Annotated in this window: 23 protein-coding genes and 1 tRNA gene; 16 read left to right on the top strand and 8 right to left on the bottom strand. The window is 42.1% G+C overall.

The features are described 5' to 3' along the window. Positions 1-7: 7 nt before the first annotated feature. Positions 8-865 carry a hypothetical protein gene (locus AUJ82_02795; GenBank protein OIO60362.1) on the bottom strand — a complete coding sequence of 286 codons (858 nt, stop codon included), beginning with the start codon at positions 863-865 and terminating at the stop codon, positions 8-10. Between the two features lie 172 nt (positions 866-1037). Here AUJ82_02795 and AUJ82_02790 point away from each other — a divergent pair, with 172 nt between their 5' ends. The 7 genes from AUJ82_02790 (at position 1038) to AUJ82_02760 (ending at position 6159) form a co-directional block, all read left to right on the top strand. Beyond that, positions 1038-2102 carry a hypothetical protein gene (locus AUJ82_02790; GenBank protein OIO60361.1) on the top strand — a complete coding sequence of 355 codons (1065 nt, stop codon included), beginning with the start codon at positions 1038-1040 and terminating at the stop codon, positions 2100-2102. Between the two features lie 115 nt (positions 2103-2217). Next, positions 2218-2565, top strand: a complete 348-nt coding sequence (locus tag AUJ82_02785; protein ID OIO60360.1) for a hypothetical protein — start codon at positions 2218-2220, stop codon at positions 2563-2565. A 6-nt stretch (positions 2566-2571) separates the two neighbouring features. Then, positions 2572-3492, top strand: coding sequence for an ABC transporter (locus AUJ82_02780; protein OIO60359.1), 921 nt, complete (start codon positions 2572-2574; stop codon positions 3490-3492). Continuing rightward, positions 3489-4349 (top strand): peptide ABC transporter permease, encoded by an 861-nt coding sequence (locus AUJ82_02775; protein OIO60358.1) that lies wholly within the window; start codon positions 3489-3491, stop codon positions 4347-4349. Before AUJ82_02780 ends, AUJ82_02775 begins: the two co-directional genes overlap by 4 nt. Before the next feature lie 135 nt (positions 4350-4484). Continuing rightward, positions 4485-4907 carry a hypothetical protein gene (locus AUJ82_02770; protein ID OIO60357.1) on the top strand — a complete coding sequence of 141 codons (423 nt, stop codon included), beginning with the start codon at positions 4485-4487 and terminating at the stop codon, positions 4905-4907. Between the two features lie 78 nt (positions 4908-4985). After that, positions 4986-5606, top strand: coding sequence for a hypothetical protein (locus AUJ82_02765; GenBank protein ID OIO60356.1), 621 nt, complete (start codon positions 4986-4988; stop codon positions 5604-5606). Between the two features lie 115 nt (positions 5607-5721). Continuing rightward, positions 5722-6159, top strand: coding sequence for a hypothetical protein (locus AUJ82_02760; protein OIO60355.1), 438 nt, complete (start codon positions 5722-5724; stop codon positions 6157-6159). Between the two features lie 36 nt (positions 6160-6195). On the opposite strand, the gene AUJ82_02755 is transcribed toward AUJ82_02760, so the two are convergent. The 3 genes from AUJ82_02755 to AUJ82_02745 are packed head-to-tail and all read right to left on the bottom strand — an operon-like array spanning position 6196 to position 7372. Continuing rightward, positions 6196-6663 carry a tRNA (uridine(34)/cytosine(34)/5-carboxymethylaminomethyluridine(34)-2'-O)-methyltransferase TrmL gene (locus tag AUJ82_02755; protein ID OIO60354.1) on the bottom strand — a complete coding sequence of 156 codons (468 nt, stop codon included), beginning with the start codon at positions 6661-6663 and terminating at the stop codon, positions 6196-6198. A 7-nt stretch (positions 6664-6670) separates the two neighbouring features. After that, entirely contained in the window at positions 6671-7147 is a 477-nt protein-coding gene (locus tag AUJ82_02750) for an SsrA-binding protein (GenBank protein OIO60353.1), read from the bottom strand. 15 nt (positions 7148-7162) lie between these two features. Then, a complete protein-coding gene (locus tag AUJ82_02745; GenBank protein ID OIO60476.1) occupies positions 7163-7372 on the bottom strand; it encodes a DNA-directed RNA polymerase subunit omega in 210 nt (69 codons plus the stop codon). A gap of 87 nt (positions 7373-7459) precedes the next feature. On the opposite strand from AUJ82_02745, the gene AUJ82_02740 reads away from it, so the two are divergent. The 3 genes from AUJ82_02740 (at position 7460) to AUJ82_02730 (ending at position 9975) form a co-directional block, all read left to right on the top strand. Then, complete coding sequence (locus tag AUJ82_02740) at positions 7460-7816, top strand: hypothetical protein (protein OIO60352.1); 357 nt, start codon at positions 7460-7462, stop codon at positions 7814-7816. 109 nt (positions 7817-7925) lie between these two features. Then, entirely contained in the window at positions 7926-9059 is a 1134-nt protein-coding gene (locus AUJ82_02735; protein OIO60351.1) for an alanine dehydrogenase, read from the top strand. Positions 9060-9183: 124 nt separating this feature from the next. Further along, a complete protein-coding gene (locus AUJ82_02730) occupies positions 9184-9975 on the top strand; it encodes a hypothetical protein (protein OIO60350.1) in 792 nt (263 codons plus the stop codon). A 10-nt stretch (positions 9976-9985) separates the two neighbouring features. Here AUJ82_02730 and AUJ82_02725 read toward each other — a convergent pair whose 3' ends face one another. Continuing rightward, entirely contained in the window at positions 9986-11839 is a 1854-nt protein-coding gene (locus AUJ82_02725) for a glutamine--fructose-6-phosphate aminotransferase (GenBank protein ID OIO60349.1), read from the bottom strand. 109 nt (positions 11840-11948) lie between these two features. Between AUJ82_02725 and AUJ82_02720 the strand changes: the two genes are divergently transcribed. Beyond that, entirely contained in the window at positions 11949-13214 is a 1266-nt protein-coding gene (locus tag AUJ82_02720) for a glucose-1-phosphate adenylyltransferase (GenBank protein ID OIO60475.1), read from the top strand. Between the two features lie 21 nt (positions 13215-13235). Beyond that, complete coding sequence (locus tag AUJ82_02715; GenBank protein ID OIO60348.1) at positions 13236-14084, top strand: hypothetical protein; 849 nt, start codon at positions 13236-13238, stop codon at positions 14082-14084. On the opposite strand, the gene AUJ82_02710 is transcribed toward AUJ82_02715, so the two are convergent. Continuing rightward, positions 14073-14879 (bottom strand): prolipoprotein diacylglyceryl transferase, encoded by an 807-nt coding sequence (locus AUJ82_02710; protein OIO60474.1) that lies wholly within the window; start codon positions 14877-14879, stop codon positions 14073-14075. The genes AUJ82_02715 and AUJ82_02710 overlap by 12 nt on opposite strands. A gap of 121 nt (positions 14880-15000) precedes the next feature. Then, a tRNA-Met gene (locus AUJ82_02705) sits at positions 15001-15076 on the bottom strand. Between the two features lie 111 nt (positions 15077-15187). On the opposite strand from AUJ82_02705, the gene AUJ82_02700 reads away from it, so the two are divergent. From AUJ82_02700 to AUJ82_02685, 4 genes are all read left to right on the top strand, one after another. Beyond that, positions 15188-16474 carry a hypothetical protein gene (locus AUJ82_02700; GenBank protein ID OIO60347.1) on the top strand — a complete coding sequence of 429 codons (1287 nt, stop codon included), beginning with the start codon at positions 15188-15190 and terminating at the stop codon, positions 16472-16474. 126 nt (positions 16475-16600) lie between these two features. Continuing rightward, on the top strand, positions 16601-17764 hold the full coding sequence (locus AUJ82_02695) for a hypothetical protein (protein OIO60346.1): 1164 nt from the start codon (positions 16601-16603) through the stop codon (positions 17762-17764). Positions 17765-17841: 77 nt separating this feature from the next. Then, the gene (locus AUJ82_02690) at positions 17842-18498 is read left to right on the top strand and encodes a hypothetical protein (GenBank protein ID OIO60345.1); all 657 of its coding nucleotides are present in this window, start codon (positions 17842-17844) and stop codon (positions 18496-18498) included. A gap of 32 nt (positions 18499-18530) precedes the next feature. After that, a complete protein-coding gene (locus tag AUJ82_02685) occupies positions 18531-20822 on the top strand; it encodes a hypothetical protein (GenBank protein OIO60344.1) in 2292 nt (763 codons plus the stop codon). Positions 20823-20868: 46 nt separating this feature from the next. Here the strand turns inward: AUJ82_02685 and AUJ82_02680 are convergent, their stop codons facing one another. Continuing rightward, positions 20869-21102, bottom strand: a complete 234-nt coding sequence (locus AUJ82_02680; GenBank protein OIO60343.1) for a hypothetical protein — start codon at positions 21100-21102, stop codon at positions 20869-20871. Positions 21103-21182 lie beyond the last annotated feature (80 nt).

The following is a 21182-nucleotide window of genomic DNA, read 5'->3' as shown; positions in this document are numbered from 1 at the left end:
TCGTATACTATTCATCAGACTCTTTCAAGCCCCCAAATAGACTCTGAAATCCTTGGCCGATGGATTCGCCGACATCCTTGCCGGTTTCACCCACACCCTTACCCAGATTCATGATTTTTTCAGGAATTTCTTGAGGATTTGTTAAAATATCCAAAGGAGCGGTGATAAGGTCCTGCATCGTAGATTGGATAAGGAAACCGACCCCAATTTTGGTGAAATCGGCCAACAAAGCATCTCGAACATCCTTCTCGGAACGGACATCCTGGAATTCACGCGAATAATTTACGTTAATTTCCTTAATATCGGGAGTCGAACCACCCTTAGAGTAATCTGCAACACGAACCGTCCCCAAACGTATCTTCAAGCTTTTAATAAGATATTTAGCTTCCTTTTTCTCCTTTTTAGGAGCAGCAGGCTTTTCCGCAGCCTCTTCTTTTTCTTCGCCCTTAAAGCCATCCGCAAATTCGGAGATGTTATTCGTGTCTGAAGCCGTACGAACCCAAGTGACATTTTCAACATCGACTATAATTTCTCGGGCATAAAGCTCATCTCCAAAAAGAGACATAGGCGCTACGCTAGCCGCGATTTCTTTTACGGTTAGGAAGCCGGACTCGGGATAACTAGGAGGATTAGTGATTTGGATACCGTTAAAACGAGCCTCACCGGAAAAGACACTGATGTAGGATTTCTCAAACGTGATCGTGAAATCCGTTTTCTCTTCGACCACATATTGAGCCACCTTGACAGCGATGCGATCGCTTCCCCATATAGCAATGGAGAGCAGAATAACCAACAGCAATAAAATTGCGCCGATAAAGGATATGAAGCAACCAAGAGGTCTCATTTTAGATTTAGCAGCAGGCATAAATAATTTTGGGTAAAGTGGTTTTGGGTAAAACAGTATCTTAAGACACTATATGATAAAATTGCAAACACTGAAAATAAAAGCAAGATAAAGAACCGAAACAAGATCGCCCCTTGCATTTTAAAGATATTCCCCCTACACTGTCGTCCTAAATTAGAGTTAAAGAACATATATGGATGTCGCATTAATAACCGGCGCAGATAATATTATAGGACAAAGCATTGGCCGAAAACTGATCATGCTGGGCTTTCGCGTATACGCTTTTTCCGGATCCTCACAATCATTGGGATTCTCGCATAAAGATTTTATCCCCAAACAAGTGGATTTGACTGACCCCAAAGCAATAGAAAGCGCTACACTTGAAATTTTAAACGCAGGGCAAGCGATCCATACGTTTATCCATGCTGCGCAAACACCTGAATCTAAAGCTGACAGTGAAGATTCCCCTGAGCATCTGGTTAAACACGTCCATACACAATTACTAGCCCCCATGCTCGTCGTAAAGCTGGCTCTATCCTCGCTTAAACAGCAACGAGGCTATATCATTAACCTATGTTGGCCTGAGCAAGACCCCACGAGCATGGCCTGTTCCAGTGGATTAAAAGCCTTTTCAGAGACCCTGTTTGACGAAACACGCAACACCGGTATTAAAGTAACCACCCTTTACCCTTATAGAAATTTAGTTAAATCCTCAAAACCCATTAATCCGTATAACTCCCCTCAGAGCATTATAAATCCTGAGCTCGTAGCCGATGCTGTTGAACGCCTTATTCGCTATGGAGAAGGAAACGTTATCACGCATATGGAGATTCGACCTCAAGCGACTGAAGAACTCGAGAGTTTGCCCAAGATGGAAAACAGAATCAATGAGTACAGCAATATTCAATTGCCCCCGGAAGATAATATTCCACAACACGAAACATTGATTCCGACACCACAGGCAAAAAAATCTCCAATACGAAAAAAAGAATCTGGTAAAGAATCGATGACTCCAAGGCCCTCCAGGCAAAAGAGACCGCCACAAAAGGAAAGTTTAGCAGAAAGGCCAAAGAAAAAACAAGCCCCTCGTAGACCTAAGCCAGAAGCCAAAGTGATAGAAGAAGCGCCTATGCCGCCTATTGCACCTATTATAGAACCAGTTGAGGAGAAAAAGCCTGTTAAACGCTCATCCTTACGTAATCGATACAAGAAAAAGCCAACCCAGCCGCAACGCAATTACGATCACTTTGAGCCGTAAGCCTTAAGGATAGGCTCCCCCTTAAAAACAATTTTAACTTGAAAGATGAAAAGAAGTAGCCTTATCATAAGTAAGTAATCATCTGACCCAACTAAACTAAAAAGAGGACATTATTGTGGAAATTAATCAAGAGCAACAAAACGGCTATGAAATAATAAGTCTTATTGGGCGATTAGATGCTAATACAGCGTCTGAGCTGGAGGCCGTTTTTCAAACCCTGACACAGAAACCTGATTTAAAAATCATTGTTCAGTGTGCCGGGCTAGACTACATTAGCAGTGCTGGTTTAAGAGTATTATTAACAACAGCTAAAACGTTGAAGTTAAACAATGGTAAGATTGGTCTTTGCATGCTTAACCCAAACGTGAAGCAAGTGTTTGATATATCAGGCTTTACCAGTATTTTTCCTATTTTTGATACTTTAGAGGAAGCGCTAGAGAATTTGGATAAATCAAATATTTAGTACAGAGTGCTAACATATGTCGCAAGACGCTTTTTTGAGGCGATTCCATTGTTATGGATAGTAGTCACCTTATCGTTTATCATGGTAAGAGTAGCGCCAGGAGGGCCCTTTGATGAAGAAAAAAGCCTTCCTCCCGAAACGCAAGCTGCCTTGGAAACATTTTATGGGTTAAGCGAGCCCTTGTACACTCAGTATTTCCGTTACCTCGATAACGTTGTCTTTCACTGGGATTTGGGCCCTTCATTCAAGTATCCCGGCTGGACGGTGAATGAATTGATTTTGGACAAATTACCGGTATCCTTTGAACTTGGCTTTTATTCTATTGTATTTGCAGTTGTGGGCGGGGTATTTGTCGGCGTGATATCGTCCTTAAAGCCTAATTCGACTAGAGACTATACGTTAATGGGGGCATCCCTTGCCGGTATTTGCTTACCTAATTTTGTGATTGGGCCCCTATTTATTTTAATCTTCGGCCTGACATTGGGTTGGGTAAATGCATCGGGCTGGGATACTTTTCCGGATAAGATTTTTCCCGTCATAACATTAGGGATGTTTTACCTAGCTTATATATCACGACTGACGCGCGGAAGCATGCTGGAAGTCATGAACCAAGGTTTTATTAGAACGGCTCGCGCCAAAGGCCTTTCAGAGAAAAGAGTTGTTCTGGCGCACGCCTTACGCAATGGACTCAACCCCGTAATATCTTATCTAGGACCCGCACTAGCAGGCGTGATAAGCGGATCATTTGTTGTGGAAACGATCTTTCACATACCCGGCATAGGCCGTTTTTTTGTCATGGCTGCGTTTAACCGAGACTATACTCTCGTGCTAGGAACCGTGATCTGCTTTGCTGCCCTGATTGTTGTGTTTAACCTGTTAACAGATATCGTATTGGTGCTATTAAACCCAAAGCAATCGTTTTCATGAGTCCGCCAAATAATAGCAGCATAGGCGACATAAACCAAAGTGTGACCAGGAAATTTCTCGAGCACAAGATGGGCGTATTTGGTGTGTGTTGCCTAGTCATTATTGGAGGTTTATGTTTTTTGGCACCTTTTTTCACGCATCATACCTATGATCAGCAAAATCTAGCCATTGCAGGAGAAGGCCCCTCTGCGGAACACTGGCTAGGGACTGATATTTTAGGCCGAGATTTGTTTGCCAGAATTCTATACGGCGGGAGAATTTCCTTTTTAGTGGGCATTTCCGCTACCTTTGTTTCGTTAACAATAGGCGTGACTTATGGCGCGATCTCGGGCTGGGCAGGGGGCAGGATTGATCGACTGTTAATGCGAATTGTTGAAATTATTTACTCTCTACCCTATACCGTTTTTGTCATTTTACTGATGGTTTTTTTAGGCCGAGGCCTATTCCCCTTATTATGCGCTATTGGAGCAGTGGAATGGCTAACGATGTCCCGCATCGTGCGAGGTCAGGTACTGAACTTAAGACAACAAAGTTTTGTAGAAGCCTCTCAAATATTGGGGCAAAAGCCCCTCAAGATCATATGGAAACATATGATTCCGAATGCGATGACCCCTATTATTATCTGCATTACATTGACGATTCCAAATGTCATGTTGATGGAATCCTTCATCAGCTTCCTAGGGCTAGGCATACAAGCCCCGATGACATCCTGGGGTGATTTGATTAAAGAAGGAGCCAATGCCATGCAAACACAACCCTGGCTGCTGATCTTCCCAAGCCTATTTTTTTCGATTACCCTATTTTCATTAAACTATATAGGCGATGCCTTAAGAAGCGCATTAGACCCTCATAGTTAGATTCTTACAGAAAAGGTTGTAAAATGAAAAAAGCCGTAGTAAGTTGTGTATAGGGAGTATAATACCCTAATATTCTATAATACAAACATGAATCGCCGAATAAGATCTAGAAGGGGGTTTACCTTGCTAGAGATAATGTTGGTTGTTGTGATTATAGGCGTTATGGCCTCCATTGCAATTCCGACCTTCAAGAAACTGCGCGAAACGTCCCAAAACAAGCGCTTCATGAATGATTTGCGCTTGGTCAGTAATGCATTCCAAATTTACGCGCTTGAAAATGGAGAGCATCCTGCTGATGTGAGCCGAGGACAAACACCGGCAGGCATGGCCAACTATCTGCCAAAAGGATTTAATTTCTCGGACAAATGTGCAATCGACGGAACATGGGATTGGGAAAACGGCGCCTTTGGAGTAACAGCCGGCCTTAGTGTTAAGACACCCAATCGAGATGACGCACAAATGAAAGAAATTGATGCTGATATCGATGACGGCAATTTGAGTACCGGCCAATTTATAAAGACGGAAAGCGACCGCTATACCTGGGTAATTGAAGAGTAAAGTTAATCTATGCGTTAAAAAATAGAGGCGATTGATTTTGCTTTTTTAATAAACCGAATGCATATTTGAAACATCCCTATGCAGAGAATTTACCAAAAATGCTGGAATGTTTTGATGTTTAGCAGCGTGCTATGTGGACTGTTCGTTCCACTCACCTCTGCGACAGACTCATCTAACAGTGTTTCCGCAAAAACACCGACTACTCCCCCTTCACCCATTGTTGAGGCAACACAGCCCAAAGGAGAGAAGTACCTTTTTACATTTAATTTTATATCCAGAAAAGTTCGCGGTCTGGAAAACGTGAAGCCAGGATCGATAGATATCAGCGTTAAATTAGCAAACGGCACGCAACATGATATTACGTTCTCACCTGATACAAAAGGCAACTATAAGCCTGTAGAAGCGGTGCTGGATTTGGAAACGTCTGTAAAAGGCTACAAAATAACCCTTAATACCACAGTAAACGTCCTGTATGCTGCTGGCAAAAAGCAGACGCAACCCGAACTTTCCATCGAGTACGAACGTAACTCCATATTTATTACAGAAGGGAGCCCCAGGAAAATCTACCTATTGTATTCCGGGAAAGCGATTGTGGTGGCCACCGCAAGCATTGAATTCATTAAAAATAAAGCCGGCGGAGGCGTATTTAACATATCCCTGACACCCCGATCCTATATCGACGTTTTTCATAAACTTTAATCATTTTTAAAGCAATAACCAAGTACACTGTCAATAATTAGAGATATTTTACACTCTAATTTGATTTCATGCCAAAATGGGGGTACATTTAGGTATGAGCGCGTTAATAAGAAGAATGCCATTTGTACTTGTGTATATATTGGCATGTTCATTTTCGGGCGTGGGATTGGTAACATTATACGCAGATGCCACAACACTGAAGCCAGCTAGTAATGCTCAATCAAAGCTAAACGACCAAGAGTATAATCGATATGTTGGGTTGATAGACCGTTATAACAAGACAAACACGTCTACATCAAAACAACTTTCCAATAAAGAACAGTATCTACAGGAAAATGCACGTTTGAGCGCCTTGAGCTCGATCAAACAAATTGAAAAGAGACATCAATTGGCATTCACAGATGAAGTTAAGAAAAACAAAAAGGCGGACCGCATAGACAGCCGGTTGAAAAAAGCCTTGGAGTTAAGGGATGAAAGAAAAGATAATATGGAAAAGACACGGCTTTATCTGGAAAAATTAAACGAAAAGAAACACGCAGTTTCGCAAAACTAGCACAGCAACACAAAATTACAGGAACACAAAAGTGAGTTACGCTGGAAGTTGAATCTGGCGTAGGGCTTCGTATGTCGCTATACCGGCGCTGGTGGAGAGATTAAGGGAGCGCAAAGAAGCATTCATGTGCGGGATTTTTATGCGCGCATGGATATTCGAACAAGTGTGCACTGCCTCTGGGGCTCCAGAACCTTCGTTGCCAAACAAAAGGCCATCATTATCCCGAAACGAAGCATCCCAAAAAGAACGTTCGGACTTTGTCGTGAAAAGCCAGATACGCTCCGGGCGAGACGAACTCTTTAAAAAAGCTTCCCAGTTTTCGTGTTCATAGAGGTCCAGATCATACCAATAATCCATACCACTACGCTTGAGATGGCGATCAGAGATACTAAATCCGAGCGGGTGGATGAGGTGAAGCCGTGCGTTTGTAATAGCACACAACCTGCCGATATTGCCTGTATTTTGAGGTATCTGTGGTTGATAAAGGATGATGTGGAGCATCAAAATAATCCTATTTTCTACGAAACTTCATTGCGCGTTCGGCTTCACGCGAAGCCTCTTTTTTCTTTATAGAATCGCGTTTATCATGAAGTTTCTTACCCTTGCCAACAGCGATTTCGACTTTTACCAAAGCCCCTTTGAAATAGAGCCTTAAGGGGACAACTGTACAGCCCCCGGCATCTATAGCAGACTGCAGCTTATTGATTTGCGCTTTGTGGAGTAAAAGCTTGCGTGGCCTTAAGGGATTGTGATTATTCACGTTTCCGAACTTGTATTCATCAATATGCGCGTGGTAAAGGATAGCGTCCCCATTTTCCACGCGCACAAAAGCTTCTGTGATCTGAGCCTTACCCGCACGAATAGATTTTACCTCTGTGCCCGTAAGGACGATGCCCGCTTCGTACTTGTCTTCAATAATATAATTATGGAAGGCTTTTTTATTACGAAGCTCTTGAAAAGCGCCTTTACTTTTTTTTTCTTTGGCCACCCCTGGAGACTACCCTTATTGCGCAGGTGCCTTCCAGAATTCGTAGGAAAGCTTGCCCTCGATAATTTCTCGCAATGCAATATCTTCTGGATCAAGCTTTTCGAGTGACTCCACCAAAGGCCTCATTCCAAATTTCAATTGCTTGACGCGGCGTGATACCACGTTGATAAGCACGCGTGGATCTTTAATAATTTTACTTGCTTGTTCTAAATAATCTTTTCTCAAAACCAATTCCTCTGTTGATTTAATTGTAACTGGATATTATACAATCGATTGGACACCCGAAACAAGCTTAAAATTAAGGGAATCTTTATGACAAAATCAAGCCGACTACCTGTTGCCGTGTCAACCTTATGCATAGCCCTTACAACAACCGAGAGAAAAGAGGATGCCGAGGCTATTGCGCGGCAGCTAATTGATCAAAACCTGGTGGCTTGCGTACAAATAGACGGCCCAATTACCTCTATTTTTAGATGGGAAGGAAAAGTTAATTCAGCAGAAGAATATCGCATTATGCTTAAATTCCCCACCGAGAAAGCTACTGAGGTAGAGGCATTTGTAAAATCGCTCCATCCTTACGATACTCCTGAGTGGATTGTTATTGAGGTCGATAAAGTCTCATCGGGTTATCTAAACTGGGTCATTACCTCTACTTATGAAAGTACGTGATGCCCCGTTTTTCGCTTTACTTTGGGTAACATTCGAGAATAAATATTTAAATACTTAAACAGGTGTACGCCTGTTTTTTTTGTACGAACAAACTAACATTAAAAAACGTATGATCATCGGAGTACCAAAAGAGATAAAGACCCTGGAAAATAGAGTTGCTTTAGTGCCTGCCGGCGTAGAAAAGCTGGTTGAGCAAGGACACCACATTTTAATAGAAAAATCCGCAGGCGAAGCAAGTGGCTTCTCCGATAATGCGTATCAGAAAGCCGGGGCTGAAATCACAAAAACGGCTGAAGAAATTTTTGCCCGGGCTGAGATGATCGTAAAAGTTAAAGAACCACTACCCGAGGAATATGCTCAAATAAGAGATGGTCAGCTTGTTTTCACCTTCTTCCACTTCGCTTCTTCAGAGGAGTTGACCCGTGGTATACAGAACAGCAACAGCATTGCAATTGCGTATGAAACCATTGAAAAAGCCAATGGCAGCTTGCCAATATTGACTCCGATGAGTGAAGTAGCCGGTCGCCTTGCCGTACAAAGCGGAGCACTTTATCTCCACAAAGAAAATAAGGGCAGGGGACTCCTTTTGGGCGGAATTCCTGGAGTCGAGCCCGGCACAGTTGTTGTGCTAGGAGCGGGCGCTGTCGGTGTAAACGCCGCGAAAATGGCAGCTGGCCTAGGTGCAAAAGTTTACTTACTTGATATTTCGATGGAGCGCCTGCGTTACCTAAGTGACATTATGCCAGCCAATGTGATCACCATGGCATCAAACCCACACAACATTCGGGAACTTATCCAAAACGCGGATTTGGTCGTGAGCGGCGTACTGATCCCAGGAGCAAAAGCACCTAAATTGATTACACGCGAGATGTTGCGTACGATGAAAAAAGGCAGTGTCATTATAGATGTCTGTATCGACCAAGGCGGATCGCTCGAAACCTCACGCCCGACTTCGCACGATAAGCCAGTATTTATCGAAGAAGGAGTCATTCATTACTGCGTGACCAACATGCCGGGCTCTGTGCCAATAACCTCAACGATTGCGCTGACAAATGTGACATTGTCATATATCAGCAAAATTGCCAATGGTGGTATTCCGCTCCTAAAGGAAGATCCAGAACTCAGTAAAGGCGTGAATATTGCCTTTGGCCGAATCACCCATAAAGCAGTCGCAGAAGCATTTAATTTGCCTTACACTCCGCTTAAAGAAGCATTAAATGGCTCACCAGAGAAGGTTTGTTAGGAGATTTCTTAGGCTTAACAACTCTATCTTTAGAAAAATCGCCTCAGGCACTTATGGGGCGATTTTTTATTGCATATCGAAAGCCGTAAAGTATGATAAATCGTGAGTTAAGAAAATTGTTGCTATGAAAATCATTACAGAACACGAAGTTGCTTGGGATTCGCCAGATCATATAGTGCCTTGGGGAACAAGACGAGATTCAACAAGACAGTTACGTTTCCAGCAGAAGCTTGTATTTCTGATGAAAGAAAATGATTTTTCATCTATACTAGATCTCGGTTGTGCTGGAGGTGGTTATATCTCTGACATGTATGACTTTGGATTTAATGCCGTCGGTATTGAGGGGAGTGATTTTTCAAAGAAACGAAACCGAGCAGAATGGGCAAGATTGAAAGACAAATGTCTTTTCACTGCAGATATCACTAAAAAATTTCGGATACAGAATGACGATGAAATCAAAAAGTTTGACATCATTACATCATTTGAAGTACTAGAGCATATTAAAGAAGAAGACCTCTGTGGTTTATTTCGAAACATTAGCGATCACACGTCTGACCATGCTCTTTTAATTCTTTCAGTCACGACATGCGATGACATGAAAAACGGCATTAATCTACACCAAACAGTGCACCCCAAAGCTTGGTGGCTAAAAAAATTCAATGAATTCGGGTGGACTGAAAATCATGAGCTAATAAATTATTTTAATGGACAATACCTGCGCGGTAAAAGATTTGGAGCACCTATTTCTTTTGAAGTTGTCTTAAACAAAAAATCAACAAGCGAAAAACCTTTTCAGTACAAATTCGCCAAACCAAACCTCAAATCAAAGCTAATTGATTTATATCACGGAAGTAAGCTTCATAAGCTGATTAAGCTTTTGTACCAAGGTTGTGGAAGCTATTCAGAGAATTTGTAATTAAAAAACCTCACTCCACCGTCACTGATTTCGCCAAATTTCTAGGCTTATCGACATCGCATCCTCTTTCTAGAGCTATATAATATGAAAGGAGTTGCACGGGAATACTGGCTAAAATGGGCTGTATAGCTTCATGGGCTTGGGGGACGAGGATGAGGTCGTCTACTAAGTCCTTAGGAAAATTACTCCCCTCTGAGGCTATGGCTATGATTTTGCCTTTACGGGCTTTTACTTCCTGGATATTCGACAGAGTCTTCTGGAATACCTCGCTTTGAGGGGCTAAAAAAACACTTGGGCATTCTGGGCATATTAAGGCAATGGGTCCGTGCTTGAGCTCTGCAGCCGGATAGCCCTCCGCATGAATATAAGATATTTCTTTTAATTTAAGGGCGCCCTCTAAAGCAATGGGAAACATTAATTGCCTACCAAGAAAAAGACTGTCGTTCATTCCGGCATATTTTTTTGCAATCGCATGAATGTGGTCTTTTTGTGCTAAGACCTGCTCTACCAATTTGGGAACTTGTTTTAAGGCTTCAACATATTGTATGCCAGCCTCGTACCCCATATCTCGCATGCGGCCAAAATAAAGAGCGAGCATAGCAACTATGAGCAATTGCGAGGTAAACGCTTTTGTCGAAGCAACACCGATTTCAGGACCGGCATGTTGGTAGATACCGCCGTCTGACTCCCGAGCAATAGTTGACCCTACCACATTTGAAATGGCGAGTGTTCGGTATCCCCTTCGGCGTGACTCCCTCAAAGCGGCCAACGTATCTATGGTTTCGCCAGATTGGCTGACAACGAATACCAAAGTATTTTTTTCCATAGGGGAATTCCTATAGCGAAACTCAGAGGCATACTCTACTTCCACCGGAATACGGGCAAATTTTTCAATCAAATATTCCGCAACTAAACAAGCGTGCCAAGCGGTTCCACAAGCACAAAAGAGAATACGATCGATTTGACGGAGTTCAGCAGGCGATGTGTTTAAACCGCCGAAGTGAGCCGTACTGTTGTCATCAGAAAAGCGCCCCCGCATTGCATTTTCTAAGGCAGTTGGCTGCTCGAAGATCTCCTTTTCCATGAAGTGCTTATACTTACCCAAACTAGAATCTTCGATTTTCCAGTCTACTTGGTGAATAATCGCTTCTACGCGTTCATCTCCGATCGTAGAAATGGTAAATTTATTTTTAGTGAGATGGGCAACTTCGCCGTCATTTAAATAAATAACATTTTTAGTTAAACGAACAAAGGCCGCCACATCACTGGCAATCAAATTTTCATCGTGGCCAATGCCGAGAACTAAAGGAGATCCCTTACGCGCTCCGACCATTTCATTGGGGTGCTCTTCGCATATGACCGCAATCCCATAAGTTCCTTCTATATGCGCCAAGCTTTTACGAACACTCTCCATAAACCTATTTCGGCCATTATCTTTGGGTTCTTTATGATAATGGTAGGCAATTAAATTAACGAGGACTTCGGAGTCCGTCTCGGACTTAAACGTATAGCCCTTTCCCAATAAAAACTCTTTTATGCTGTGATAGTTCTCGATAACCCCGTTGTGAACAAGCGCGAAAAGCCCATCCGAACTTAAATGCGGGTGTGCGTTTAAATCATCCACTTTACCATGGGTCGCCCAACGCGTATGGCCTAAACCGATATGGCCAGACAAATGTTTTTCGGCAACTTCTTTTGCAACGACAGCCACTCGCCCTTTGCGCTTGATCAATTTGATTTTATCACCACCATTAATCACGGCAAGCCCTGCGGAGTCATAACCCCGGTATTCTAAACGTTTTAACCCATCAACGACAACAGGGGCTGCGTCTTTATCTCCAATATAGCCAATAATACCGCACATGAAATCAAATATTTTCTATGGCATACTTGCTTGAATTCGTTTTATAATCAAACATAATTTTGTTACCTTCAAATAGACAACCATGAGAAATAAGATCATATGCGTTATTATGGGCGGTGGGCGTGGCTCGCGGCTTTACCCCTTAACGAAACTCCGATGCAAACCGGCGGTACCGTTAGCAGGGAAGTATCGGCTTGTGGATATTTCCATCAGTAATTGCCTTAACTCCGGCTACAATCGCATTTATTTGTTGAGCCAGTTCAATACCGCATCTATGCACAGGCATGTTCAAGATTCTTATAAATTTGATCCCTTTGGCGGAGGCTTTGTTGACATTTTATCGGCAGAGCAAACGGAAATGAGCTCTAACTGGTATCAAGGCACCGCGGATGCCGTACGCCAAAACATGAAGCACTTTCGGGCTAATGATGACGATTTGTTTGTCATTTTATCCGGTGATCAATTGTACCGCATGGATTTAAGATCAATCGTAGAAAAGCACCGCCAGTCTGAAGCCGAAGTAACCATTTCCACTACGTTGGTTCCGAAAGAGCAAGCTCACTCGTTTGGGATTATGAAGATAAGAAACGATTTTTCGATTTCTGAGTTTATTGAAAAACCACAAAGCAAACAACAAACGGATGACCTTGTCATCAACGATCATATCAAGCAAAGTCTGTCTTCCCCATCTACTTTAGGACAAGGAGAATACTGCCTGGCATCGATGGGGATTTACGTCTTTAACGCTTCCACGCTAAAAAAAGCGCTTGAATCGGATTTAGCAGACTTTGGTAAAGAGATCATTCCCAGCATGATCGGAAAATCAAAAATGGTCAGTTACATTTTTGAGGGTTACTGGGAGGATATCGGAACAATTGATGCCTTCTTCAATGCTAATTTGATGCTAACGGATACGCTGCCTAAATTTAATTTCTACGACTCTGATAATGTGATTTACACGCATGCGCGATATCTCCCGGCATCGAAGATTAATAACGCCCACATAAACCATTCCATTATAGCGGAAGGCTGCATTATATCAAAAGCGACATTAAACCGTTGCGTGATTAGCGTGCGCTCGATCATCCGCGATGGGTCTGTCCTTGAAAATGTATACATGATGGGCGGAGATGACTTAAAAACGCTCGACGAAAAACCAATTTCAAAAAACGGCAGAATCCCTGAAGTCGGCATTGGAGAAAATTGTCGTATTTCAAACGCAATTATAGATAAAAACGCGCGCATCGGAAATAATGTCGTCCTTTCTCCAAAAGGAAAGCCCGATCATTACGAAGAGGGTGCTGTTTACGTACGCGATGGCGTTCTCATTGTTACAAAAAATGGTATTGTTCCGGACGGCACAGTTATCGCATAATCAGATTTTACCCCTACATACATGAACAAAATTCTATTTTGCACCGATGGCTCTCATTACTCGGAAGTTTCACTTGAATATGCTTGTTGGTTAGCTAATCATTGTCGCAAAGACATAGACTGCCTATACGTTTCCAGCAGCGAACAGTTTGAACTTTCCATGATCCCCCTTACCAGAACCGGGATTGCTTCAGAATCTTACCAAGCTTTCTTTTCGCAATACCAAGAAATGGAAGCCCTTAAAAGCGAGTCGATAAAAAATAGAGTTGGCGAACTTCTTAGAGAGAAGGGGTTCCAGGGCAAATGGGAATTTATTCACAAAACAGGCCACATAGTAGACGTGATACAATCCATCGAGCACGATGCGGAGTATGTTGTTCTGGGAAAAAGAGGTGAAAATGCAAACCTTGCAGCAGGTCACTTAGGGGGAACAATGGAGAAACTAATCCGTATTACCAAAAAACCCTGTTTATTAACCGCTTCAAAATTTATCGAACCGAAAAAAATATTGATTTCCTATGACGGCAGCTTTACTTGCGCTAAGGCCGTTGAGCACCTTGTCTCACATCCGTTTTTTAAAGATTTAGAAATGCATATTGTAACGGTATTAGATGATAGCGTTGTTAGGGATAAGGCAAATGTGCTCATCCATCAAGCTGTCGCTGTCGCTCATGATGCCGGCGTTCAGCCTATACATAAAATTTTGGACGGTAAAATTGAAGACGTTGTTCCGAGTTATGCTCAAAAAGAAGGCATTAGTCTTTTAGTCTTAGGGGCTCATGGCCATAGCCGCATAAGAGATTTTTTCGTGGGCAGCCATTCCATGGACCTAATTCGCGCATGCCATATACCCGTTCTGTTATATCGCTGATTTTCTTTTTAAACGGGAATAGATAACAATACCCACTCCCGCAATCAGTAAAAACAAGGAATAAAACTGTCCGCGGCTCATCCCCAATAAGAGGGATGCATCGGGTTCGCGGAAAAACTCATCCACGATGCGCAAAACGGCATAGGCCGCTAAAAACTCCCCTGCAATACAGCCAACCGGCAACGGCCTTTTTTTCCAAAAACGAAGCTGCGTGTACAGCAATAGAACAAGTCCCTCGAGAAAAGCAGCATACAACGACACTGGATGCCGGGGAGCTATCATTTCCACTGGCATATTCGCCCAAGCGGCACTGCGGGGAAAAATAACGGCCCAAGAAACATCCGTAACCGTTCCCCAAATTTCTCCATTAATAAAATTTGCTAAACGACCGAACAGGATCCCCGGGGGGGCTAACGTGACAACAATATCCCCTACTAAAAACGGAGATGTTTTTGTCGATTTTGCAAACCACAGGATAGCAATAAAAACACCCATGAAGCCACCGTGGCTGGCCATACCGCCTTGCCAGATATAAAAAAGCGTCCACGGCTGATGAATAAAATTCTGAAAATCGTAGAACAACATGTAGCCCAAACGCCCCCCGATTAAAACCCCGAGAATCAAGCCGGTCATCAAAACGCCTTGTTGGTCCGGGTTGAAAGGCGATCTTCCGTATTTATAATAAAGACGAAGCAATCCTACTGCTGCAAAAAAACCCAGTAAGTAAGCAATTCCATACCAACGGATGCCATCCAGCCACCACCCCTCTGGGAAGCGGACAATGAAGGGATCCAAATCATGTACCCAATAAGCTAAACACACATTCATAAAAGCAAAAGTTAAGTAGCCATTAAACAACTCGTAGAAGAAAGCGTATAGGAAAAAAGAAAAACAGGGTAGGGCAGGTTTTCCAAAATGGTGGGCCCTGCTGGATTCGAACCAGCGACCAAAGGATTATGAGTCCTCTGCTCTAACCGCTGAGCTAAGAGCCCGATCATGCTTAAGGATATATTGAAAAAAAAGGAGTTGTTTGCAAGCTTTTATGTATTTTAGTGTGGATGAAAGCGCGTTAATGTTGTAAAACACGATAAATCGTACCGCAGATGGACGATTCTCCTATGCTCCAAATCTTTTTTGCTTTCCTTATCATACTTACCTGGACGATATTCAACATCCTCATTATCGTTTTACGCAAGTCCCTCTTACTCACGATCTACAATACAATTGACGACGAAGAGCTTCAAAGAATTAGCCTTTCGCCCAAGCTAAATCGGCTAATCCACAATGTAGATCACCTCATCCTGAGTCTTAAAATTTTATTATCATTAAGCCTCACCTGTCTTGGGGGATATCTTTTTTTCTTTTACACAAAACAGCTGGCCAGCATACAAGATGTCTTCCTGTTATTTGTTCTCAGTTCTTTACTGATAAGCCTTGTATTGTATCTTGTGACCGAATTCTCCCTGTCTAAATGGATATATAAGCACAACGAATCCATTTTAACGGAATTTTCTTTGCCCCTTATCGTTGTAGGAAAGCTATTTGCGCCCTCACGTGCCCTCGTAAAGAAATTTCAACGAAATATAAATAAAGAAAGCAATTACCGTAACCTGATTGCTAAAAAACTACGACTCGCTTATCTTGCCGAAGAGTTTAAAGGGAAAAAAGGCATTTTCTCGAAACAAACCAAAAGGATAGCACTCAACGCACTCCGAATCAGAGGGTTAGATGTCTCTGATGTCCTCTTACCAAGAAATCAAATTCAGTATCTAGACCTGGAAGACGATATTGGTGAAAACATTAAAGTTGCTAAAGAAAGCGGACACACCCGCTTTCCGCTATGTAATGGCGACCTGGATCATTGTATCGGCATTATTCATATTAAAGACCTGTTTCATTACGATCAAAAGTATGAATCCCTCGATCTTAGAGAAATACAACGGAAACTTCTACGCGTACCTGAAAAAACACCCGTGGAACAAGCACTAGAGCGCATGCTGCATCTCAAAATTCATATGGCAATTGTCATTGACGAATTTGGCGGAACGGTTGGGCTAATAACATTAGAGAGAATTTTGGAAGAAATCGTAGGTGCCATTCACGATGAATTTGATACCGAAGAGGAAATGCATATTAAACCCTTGGCGCGCAATCGCTACCAAGTGGCTGGGTTAACTACAATTCACGAAATAGAGCACTTTTTAGGCATATCAATCGATAATAACGCTGTTTCTACGTTTAGTGGCCTTATTACTACTGAATTAGGCCGCATTCCTGAAAAAAACGAAAAGCTACACCTCCACGGAATGGAAATCACCATTGATACCGTGGATGACAAAAGAGTCATTTACGGGACCGTGTCATTGGAAAAGAGGCATAAACCGTACTAGCATAATTGTTAACAAAACACATCTATAGTATAAAAATTAAAAAAGCATTATTTTTCTTGTTTTTTTTACCACATCCTCATATGGTTAGGATTTGTTACCCAAGACCTATTGATAATTTTCACAATCATGAAGAGAAAAATCAACCAACTGATCCTACAAGCCCTTTTTGCAACTACGGTTGTAACCTCGGGTTTTGCTACAAGTCCACTTGTTAATATTAATGACAAAGTGTACCTCCTGTTCAACGGAAGTGCAACCGGACGTTACGTTTCTAATGTTTTTGCGGACAATACCAACAGAAAAGACGACTTTATTTCCATTTTGTCTCCCGGTGTGGAATTGATGACCAGCGAGAATGCGGAACTCAAAGTAAAAGCCTTTTTTAGAGAAGACTTTTATTTTTATGCCACAAGGACAAAATTAGACACCCAGAATGCCAACGTCATTGTCTTTGCCAATTATGACAAAAGCAGATTGAGCTCTCGTTTCTTTTTCACGTTTTACCAAACCGACCAACCAACCCCGGCAATTAATTTCCGTGGCGCACTCGTATCTCGTGCCGTATGGGAAGCAAAAATTCAGGAAGAATATCGTATATCTACCAAAACGGCAGTCGGCGGTGGATTTGAGTTTCATGATACCTATTTTCGTTCAGGGCAGCCCGGTCTTGTAAACTATCAAATTTATACTATCCCGGTAGTTTTCTGGTATAAGTATTCACCTAAGCTCGAATTTGGCCCTGCGTATCGCTTCCGGTACACAGACATGAGAGCTGGCGGCAGAGATCGAGTAGACCATTTCGTCAATTTTGCGGCTCGTGGAGAACTGGCTCCCAAGCTTATGGGCGAAGTCAACGTGGGTGTTCAGCATCGTCACATTTACGGCCGAAGCACAACCGCCAGAAATGCAAGAAACACAATAGGTTTTGCGCTTATTTCCAAACTAACCTACAAGGCTACAGAAAAAATAACCGTTGATGGTGGCGTCAATCGAGACTATAGCGTGGGTTCTACCGGTCAGTCTATCAACAACTTCGGTGGAAATGTTAATGGTAAATACCAGTTTACCGAAATAATATCTGCTCTGGCTGGGTTTAGTTACAATCGCGCCAATTACCAATTTTCTAATAGAAAAGACAATACGTACAACGGTAACATAGGCGTAGGCTATGATTATAATAAATATGTACGTTTAGGTGCTGGGTATACCTACCAGTACAATGATTCTAATATCAGTGCAAATAGTTATGTTAATAACATTGTTAACGTCACTGCATCATTGCGCTATTAAGAAGCTTAAATAAAAACTTTGATGAGGGAAATTAAAGAGTTGTTTCCCTCATTTTTTTTGTTATATTTCAAGAACTGATGAACAAAAAACTCCTGATCGTTATATCCCTTTTTCTATCCCTACATTCAGCATTCTCAGACAGCACATTCAGAAATAACAACAGTGCTATAAAGAAGATGCAGGTTTCTCAGCTAACCAGTGCCGGCATTGAAAAAGAAAAGAGCCTGAAACAAATATACAAGCTCATGCCGATGGATTTGCTAAGGGTTGAGATTGGGGAAGAACCTGAATTTCCTAAAGAAGTTCGCGTAGCTGCGGACGGGACAGTCTCGCTCCCTCACATCAGAAAAGTAGCTGTAGGTGGTAAAACACTTTATGAAACTGAAAAAATCATTACAGATCTTTATCTTGACGGTTACTACATTGACCCCCAAGTACAAATTCAAATTATTGAGTATGCAGAGCGCAAGGTACAAGTATTGGGGCAAGTCAACAAACCAGGAAATGTATTAATTCCGCCTGAAGAAAACCTTACCCTCACAAAAGCAATCAGCGGCGCGGAAGGCCTAAATTTACGAGCCGATAGCCATGCGGTACAAATCAGACGATTAAATACTGATGGCAAAATTGAGGTGGTGAAAGTTGATTTCATGTCCATTTTGAAAAAGCCTGATTCAGAAGATATCTACTTAAAAAATGGAGACACCATTTTTGTCCCCGAAAGTATCTTCTAAAATAAACGATAAACAGTTCTTACCCTATTTTCATGAAAGATAATCATTCCAACAAAAACGAACCAGAAGACCAGAAGAGCTACGGCGGATATTACAACGGCTATGGTAGTTACTCTTACGGTTACGGTTCAGGTGCTTACGAAGAAAACAACCAAAGAAACATCAAAGATTACCTCCTCATTCTCAGGGAGCGCGTATGGCTCTTAGTGTTTGTTTTTGCGATTATATTTTTAGGCAGTATTATTTATTTGATAAAGGCGACCCCAATTTATGAAGCAGAGGCTATGCTTCAAATTTTAAGAGATGACACAACGGTTTTGGGCGTCCGTAGCGTAGAATCTAATGAAGTTCGTACGAGTGAGGACTTAAATACCCAAATTAAGGTTCTTGAGAGTTCTACCTTAGCAAAAGCAGTTGCTGATCGTCTTCAAAAAGAAAATTTGACGGATGTGTTCTTAGCGCCTTATAGCGTCTCTAACAAATCAAAGGAGGCGATTGCAGAGATTCTGTTTCATAACAGAAAAATCGTACCAGAGCGATCCAGCTTAATGATTATGCTGGCCTATAATCACCCTGATCCTGAAATTGCGGCAAAAGTTGCTAACATGTTCGCGGAAGAATATATTAATTACAATATGACGCTCAACATAGATGGCTCAATGAAGGCAATCTTCGACTTGAAAGAGCGTGCGAAAGAGCAACAAAAAGTTGTCGAGAACATTGAAACCCAAATGGCAGAATACCGTGAAAAGTACGGTACTGTTTCCCTGGAACAGCAAGCCGATATCGACCACCAAGAGCTCACTGAGATTAATAAAACGGTTACCGATGCTCGTAGGGACTTCGATATCGCTCAGTCCAGAAAAAACCTCGTTGACCAATATATAAAGTCTGGGGGTAAGCTATGGGATCTTTCTTTCATCAATTCTATCCCTCAAGTAGAGCAGCTTCTATCAGATCTTGCTACAAAAAATATTGAAATCAGCTCCTTAGAGAAAAGATACGGCGCAAAACACCCTAAAATGATCGAAGCGACTCGCGCAAAAGAGCAAACAGAAATAGAATTAAAGTCCGCGTTAGATTCCTCCATTAACAAGGTTTATGCTAATTATGACCACGCAAGAGACTTTTTAATACAATCCGAAAAACGATTGGCTCAAAAGGAAAAAGGCATTATTAATCTGAGTAAAATAAAAGTAGAGTACAGCACACTTTCGCGAGATTTCGAAGTGAATCAAGGGCTTTATCAGTCCATGGTGCTACGGCTTAATACCGAAATGGCACAAATAGATTTAAAAAAGCCAAGTGCGCGCATCATCGATTTTGCGGTTGCCCCCGGGCACCCAGCCAAACCCAAAAAAGTAATTATACTTGCGCTTGGGCTTATGGGCGGTATAGCTAGTGGATTAGGAGCCGTGTTTGCAATAGCATTTTTTGATGACCGCATCAAAACTGCTTTTGATATAGAATCCGTTGTTGGCCTTCCGTTACTTGGCGTCATTCCCCGCATGGCCAACTTAAATACACAAGAAAAGGCAAAAACGGTCGTTAAGGGTACAGAAAAAACCGTCCTGGAGTCATTTAGAGCCATTGATTCTCTTTTACGGCTTAATAAAGCCAGCAAACCCGCTAGAGTCATTACCGTTACCAGTACTCTCCCGAGTGAAGGCAAGTCTTTCTTTACGACCAACCTTGGGTTAACTTTTGCCGCCAATGATGAAAAGGTATTGATTATTGATGCAGACTTGCGCATGCCGAGTATTGGAAGTTCACTCCAGCTCGATAAGAAAAAGGGTATTCTTCAATATTGCGAAGAAGGGGCGACTTTAGACGATATTGTTAACAAAAATGTGTATTCTAATTTTGATGTTATCACCGCTGGTGGGAAAGCAACAAACCCAACTCAAATTTTCTTAAGCCCTCGCTTTCAGCAATTACTGGAAGAGGCTAAATCAAGATATTCAAAAATTATTATAGACACGCCACCGTTGGGGGTCGTCAGTGATATCATGAATATTTTGCCTTATACGGACGGCCTTATTTTCGTTGTCAAATTCAATTCCGTGAAACGCAAAACCGCCAAGGCTCATCTCTCTAGACTATTAGAGTCAAACGTGCCTGTGTTTGGAGCGGTTATTAATCAAATCAGCCTGGATATCGTCAACTATTATTACAGTAATTATTACGACAAAACGTATTACGATTATTACAACAACGGTGAACTGCCTGAAAAAAAGAGTAATTTAGATAAAGCTACCAAACTCGCCACACGAGTAAAATCTGCTTTGTCTAAAAAGAAGAATAAAGAAAAGACTTTGGTTTAGCCGATTAAAGAAAGTCGGATTTTAGAGGCTTGAAAAGCGCCCATTCCTAATCTCCAGTTCGTGAGTGATGCCGATAGCTTTCCAAACGATTTTGGGTTCTTTCCGCTATATTCCAGGCATCATCCAATATATCGTAATCCGTTAAAGCTTCAGACCCCTTATAAATGCGCCTCAATGCCTCAAATTTCGCAGATATACCCAGACATAGACAAGTTGTCTGTTCTTTAGCTAAAAGGAAGTTCTGGGGCAAATAAACGATTTTTCCCGTTGCGGGTACCATTGTCTCCGACAAGCCCAGGCTAAAAGTTCTGAAAAGGTTTTTTTACCATCCGGAAGAACGATTGAAACATCACTTAATTC

This window comes from Verrucomicrobia bacterium CG1_02_43_26, from assembly GCA_001872735.1.
In the GTDB taxonomy this organism is placed as follows: domain Bacteria; phylum Verrucomicrobiota; class Verrucomicrobiia; order Opitutales; family CG1-02-43-26; genus CG1-02-43-26.
Note: the sequence above shows the minus strand (reverse complement) of the source record. Positions and strands in the feature narration are given on the sequence as shown.

Excerpts from the sequence above, each read along its gene's own strand:
- AUJ82_02775 (OIO60358.1), top strand. The coding sequence starts at position 3,489 with ATGAGTCCGCCAAATAATAGCAGCATAGGCGACATAAACCAAAGTGTG.
- AUJ82_02735 (OIO60351.1), top strand. The coding sequence starts at position 7,926 with ATGATCATCGGAGTACCAAAAGAGATAAAGACCCTGGAAAATAGAGTT.
- AUJ82_02715 (OIO60348.1), top strand. The coding sequence starts at position 13,236 with ATGAACAAAATTCTATTTTGCACCGATGGCTCTCATTACTCGGAAGTT.
- AUJ82_02690 (OIO60345.1), top strand. The coding sequence starts at position 17,842 with ATGAACAAAAAACTCCTGATCGTTATATCCCTTTTTCTATCCCTACAT.
- AUJ82_02695 (OIO60346.1), top strand. The coding sequence starts at position 16,601 with ATGAAGAGAAAAATCAACCAACTGATCCTACAAGCCCTTTTTGCAACT.
- AUJ82_02760 (OIO60355.1), top strand. The coding sequence starts at position 5,722 with ATGCCATTTGTACTTGTGTATATATTGGCATGTTCATTTTCGGGCGTG.
- AUJ82_02685 (OIO60344.1), top strand. The coding sequence starts at position 18,531 with ATGAAAGATAATCATTCCAACAAAAACGAACCAGAAGACCAGAAGAGC.
- AUJ82_02700 (OIO60347.1), top strand. The coding sequence starts at position 15,188 with ATGGACGATTCTCCTATGCTCCAAATCTTTTTTGCTTTCCTTATCATA.
- AUJ82_02720 (OIO60475.1), top strand. The coding sequence starts at position 11,949 with ATGGGCGGTGGGCGTGGCTCGCGGCTTTACCCCTTAACGAAACTCCGA.
- AUJ82_02770 (OIO60357.1), top strand. The coding sequence starts at position 4,485 with ATGTTGGTTGTTGTGATTATAGGCGTTATGGCCTCCATTGCAATTCCG.
- AUJ82_02740 (OIO60352.1), top strand. The coding sequence starts at position 7,460 with ATGACAAAATCAAGCCGACTACCTGTTGCCGTGTCAACCTTATGCATA.
- AUJ82_02730 (OIO60350.1), top strand. The coding sequence starts at position 9,184 with ATGAAAATCATTACAGAACACGAAGTTGCTTGGGATTCGCCAGATCAT.
- AUJ82_02765 (OIO60356.1), top strand. The coding sequence starts at position 4,986 with ATGCAGAGAATTTACCAAAAATGCTGGAATGTTTTGATGTTTAGCAGC.
- AUJ82_02795 (OIO60362.1), bottom strand. The coding sequence starts at position 865 with ATGCCTGCTGCTAAATCTAAAATGAGACCTCTTGGTTGCTTCATATCC.
- AUJ82_02725 (OIO60349.1), bottom strand. The coding sequence starts at position 11,839 with ATGTGCGGTATTATTGGCTATATTGGAGATAAAGACGCAGCCCCTGTT.
- AUJ82_02680 (OIO60343.1), bottom strand. The coding sequence starts at position 21,102 with ATGGTACCCGCAACGGGAAAAATCGTTTATTTGCCCCAGAACTTCCTT.
- AUJ82_02790 (OIO60361.1), top strand. The coding sequence starts at position 1,038 with ATGGATGTCGCATTAATAACCGGCGCAGATAATATTATAGGACAAAGC.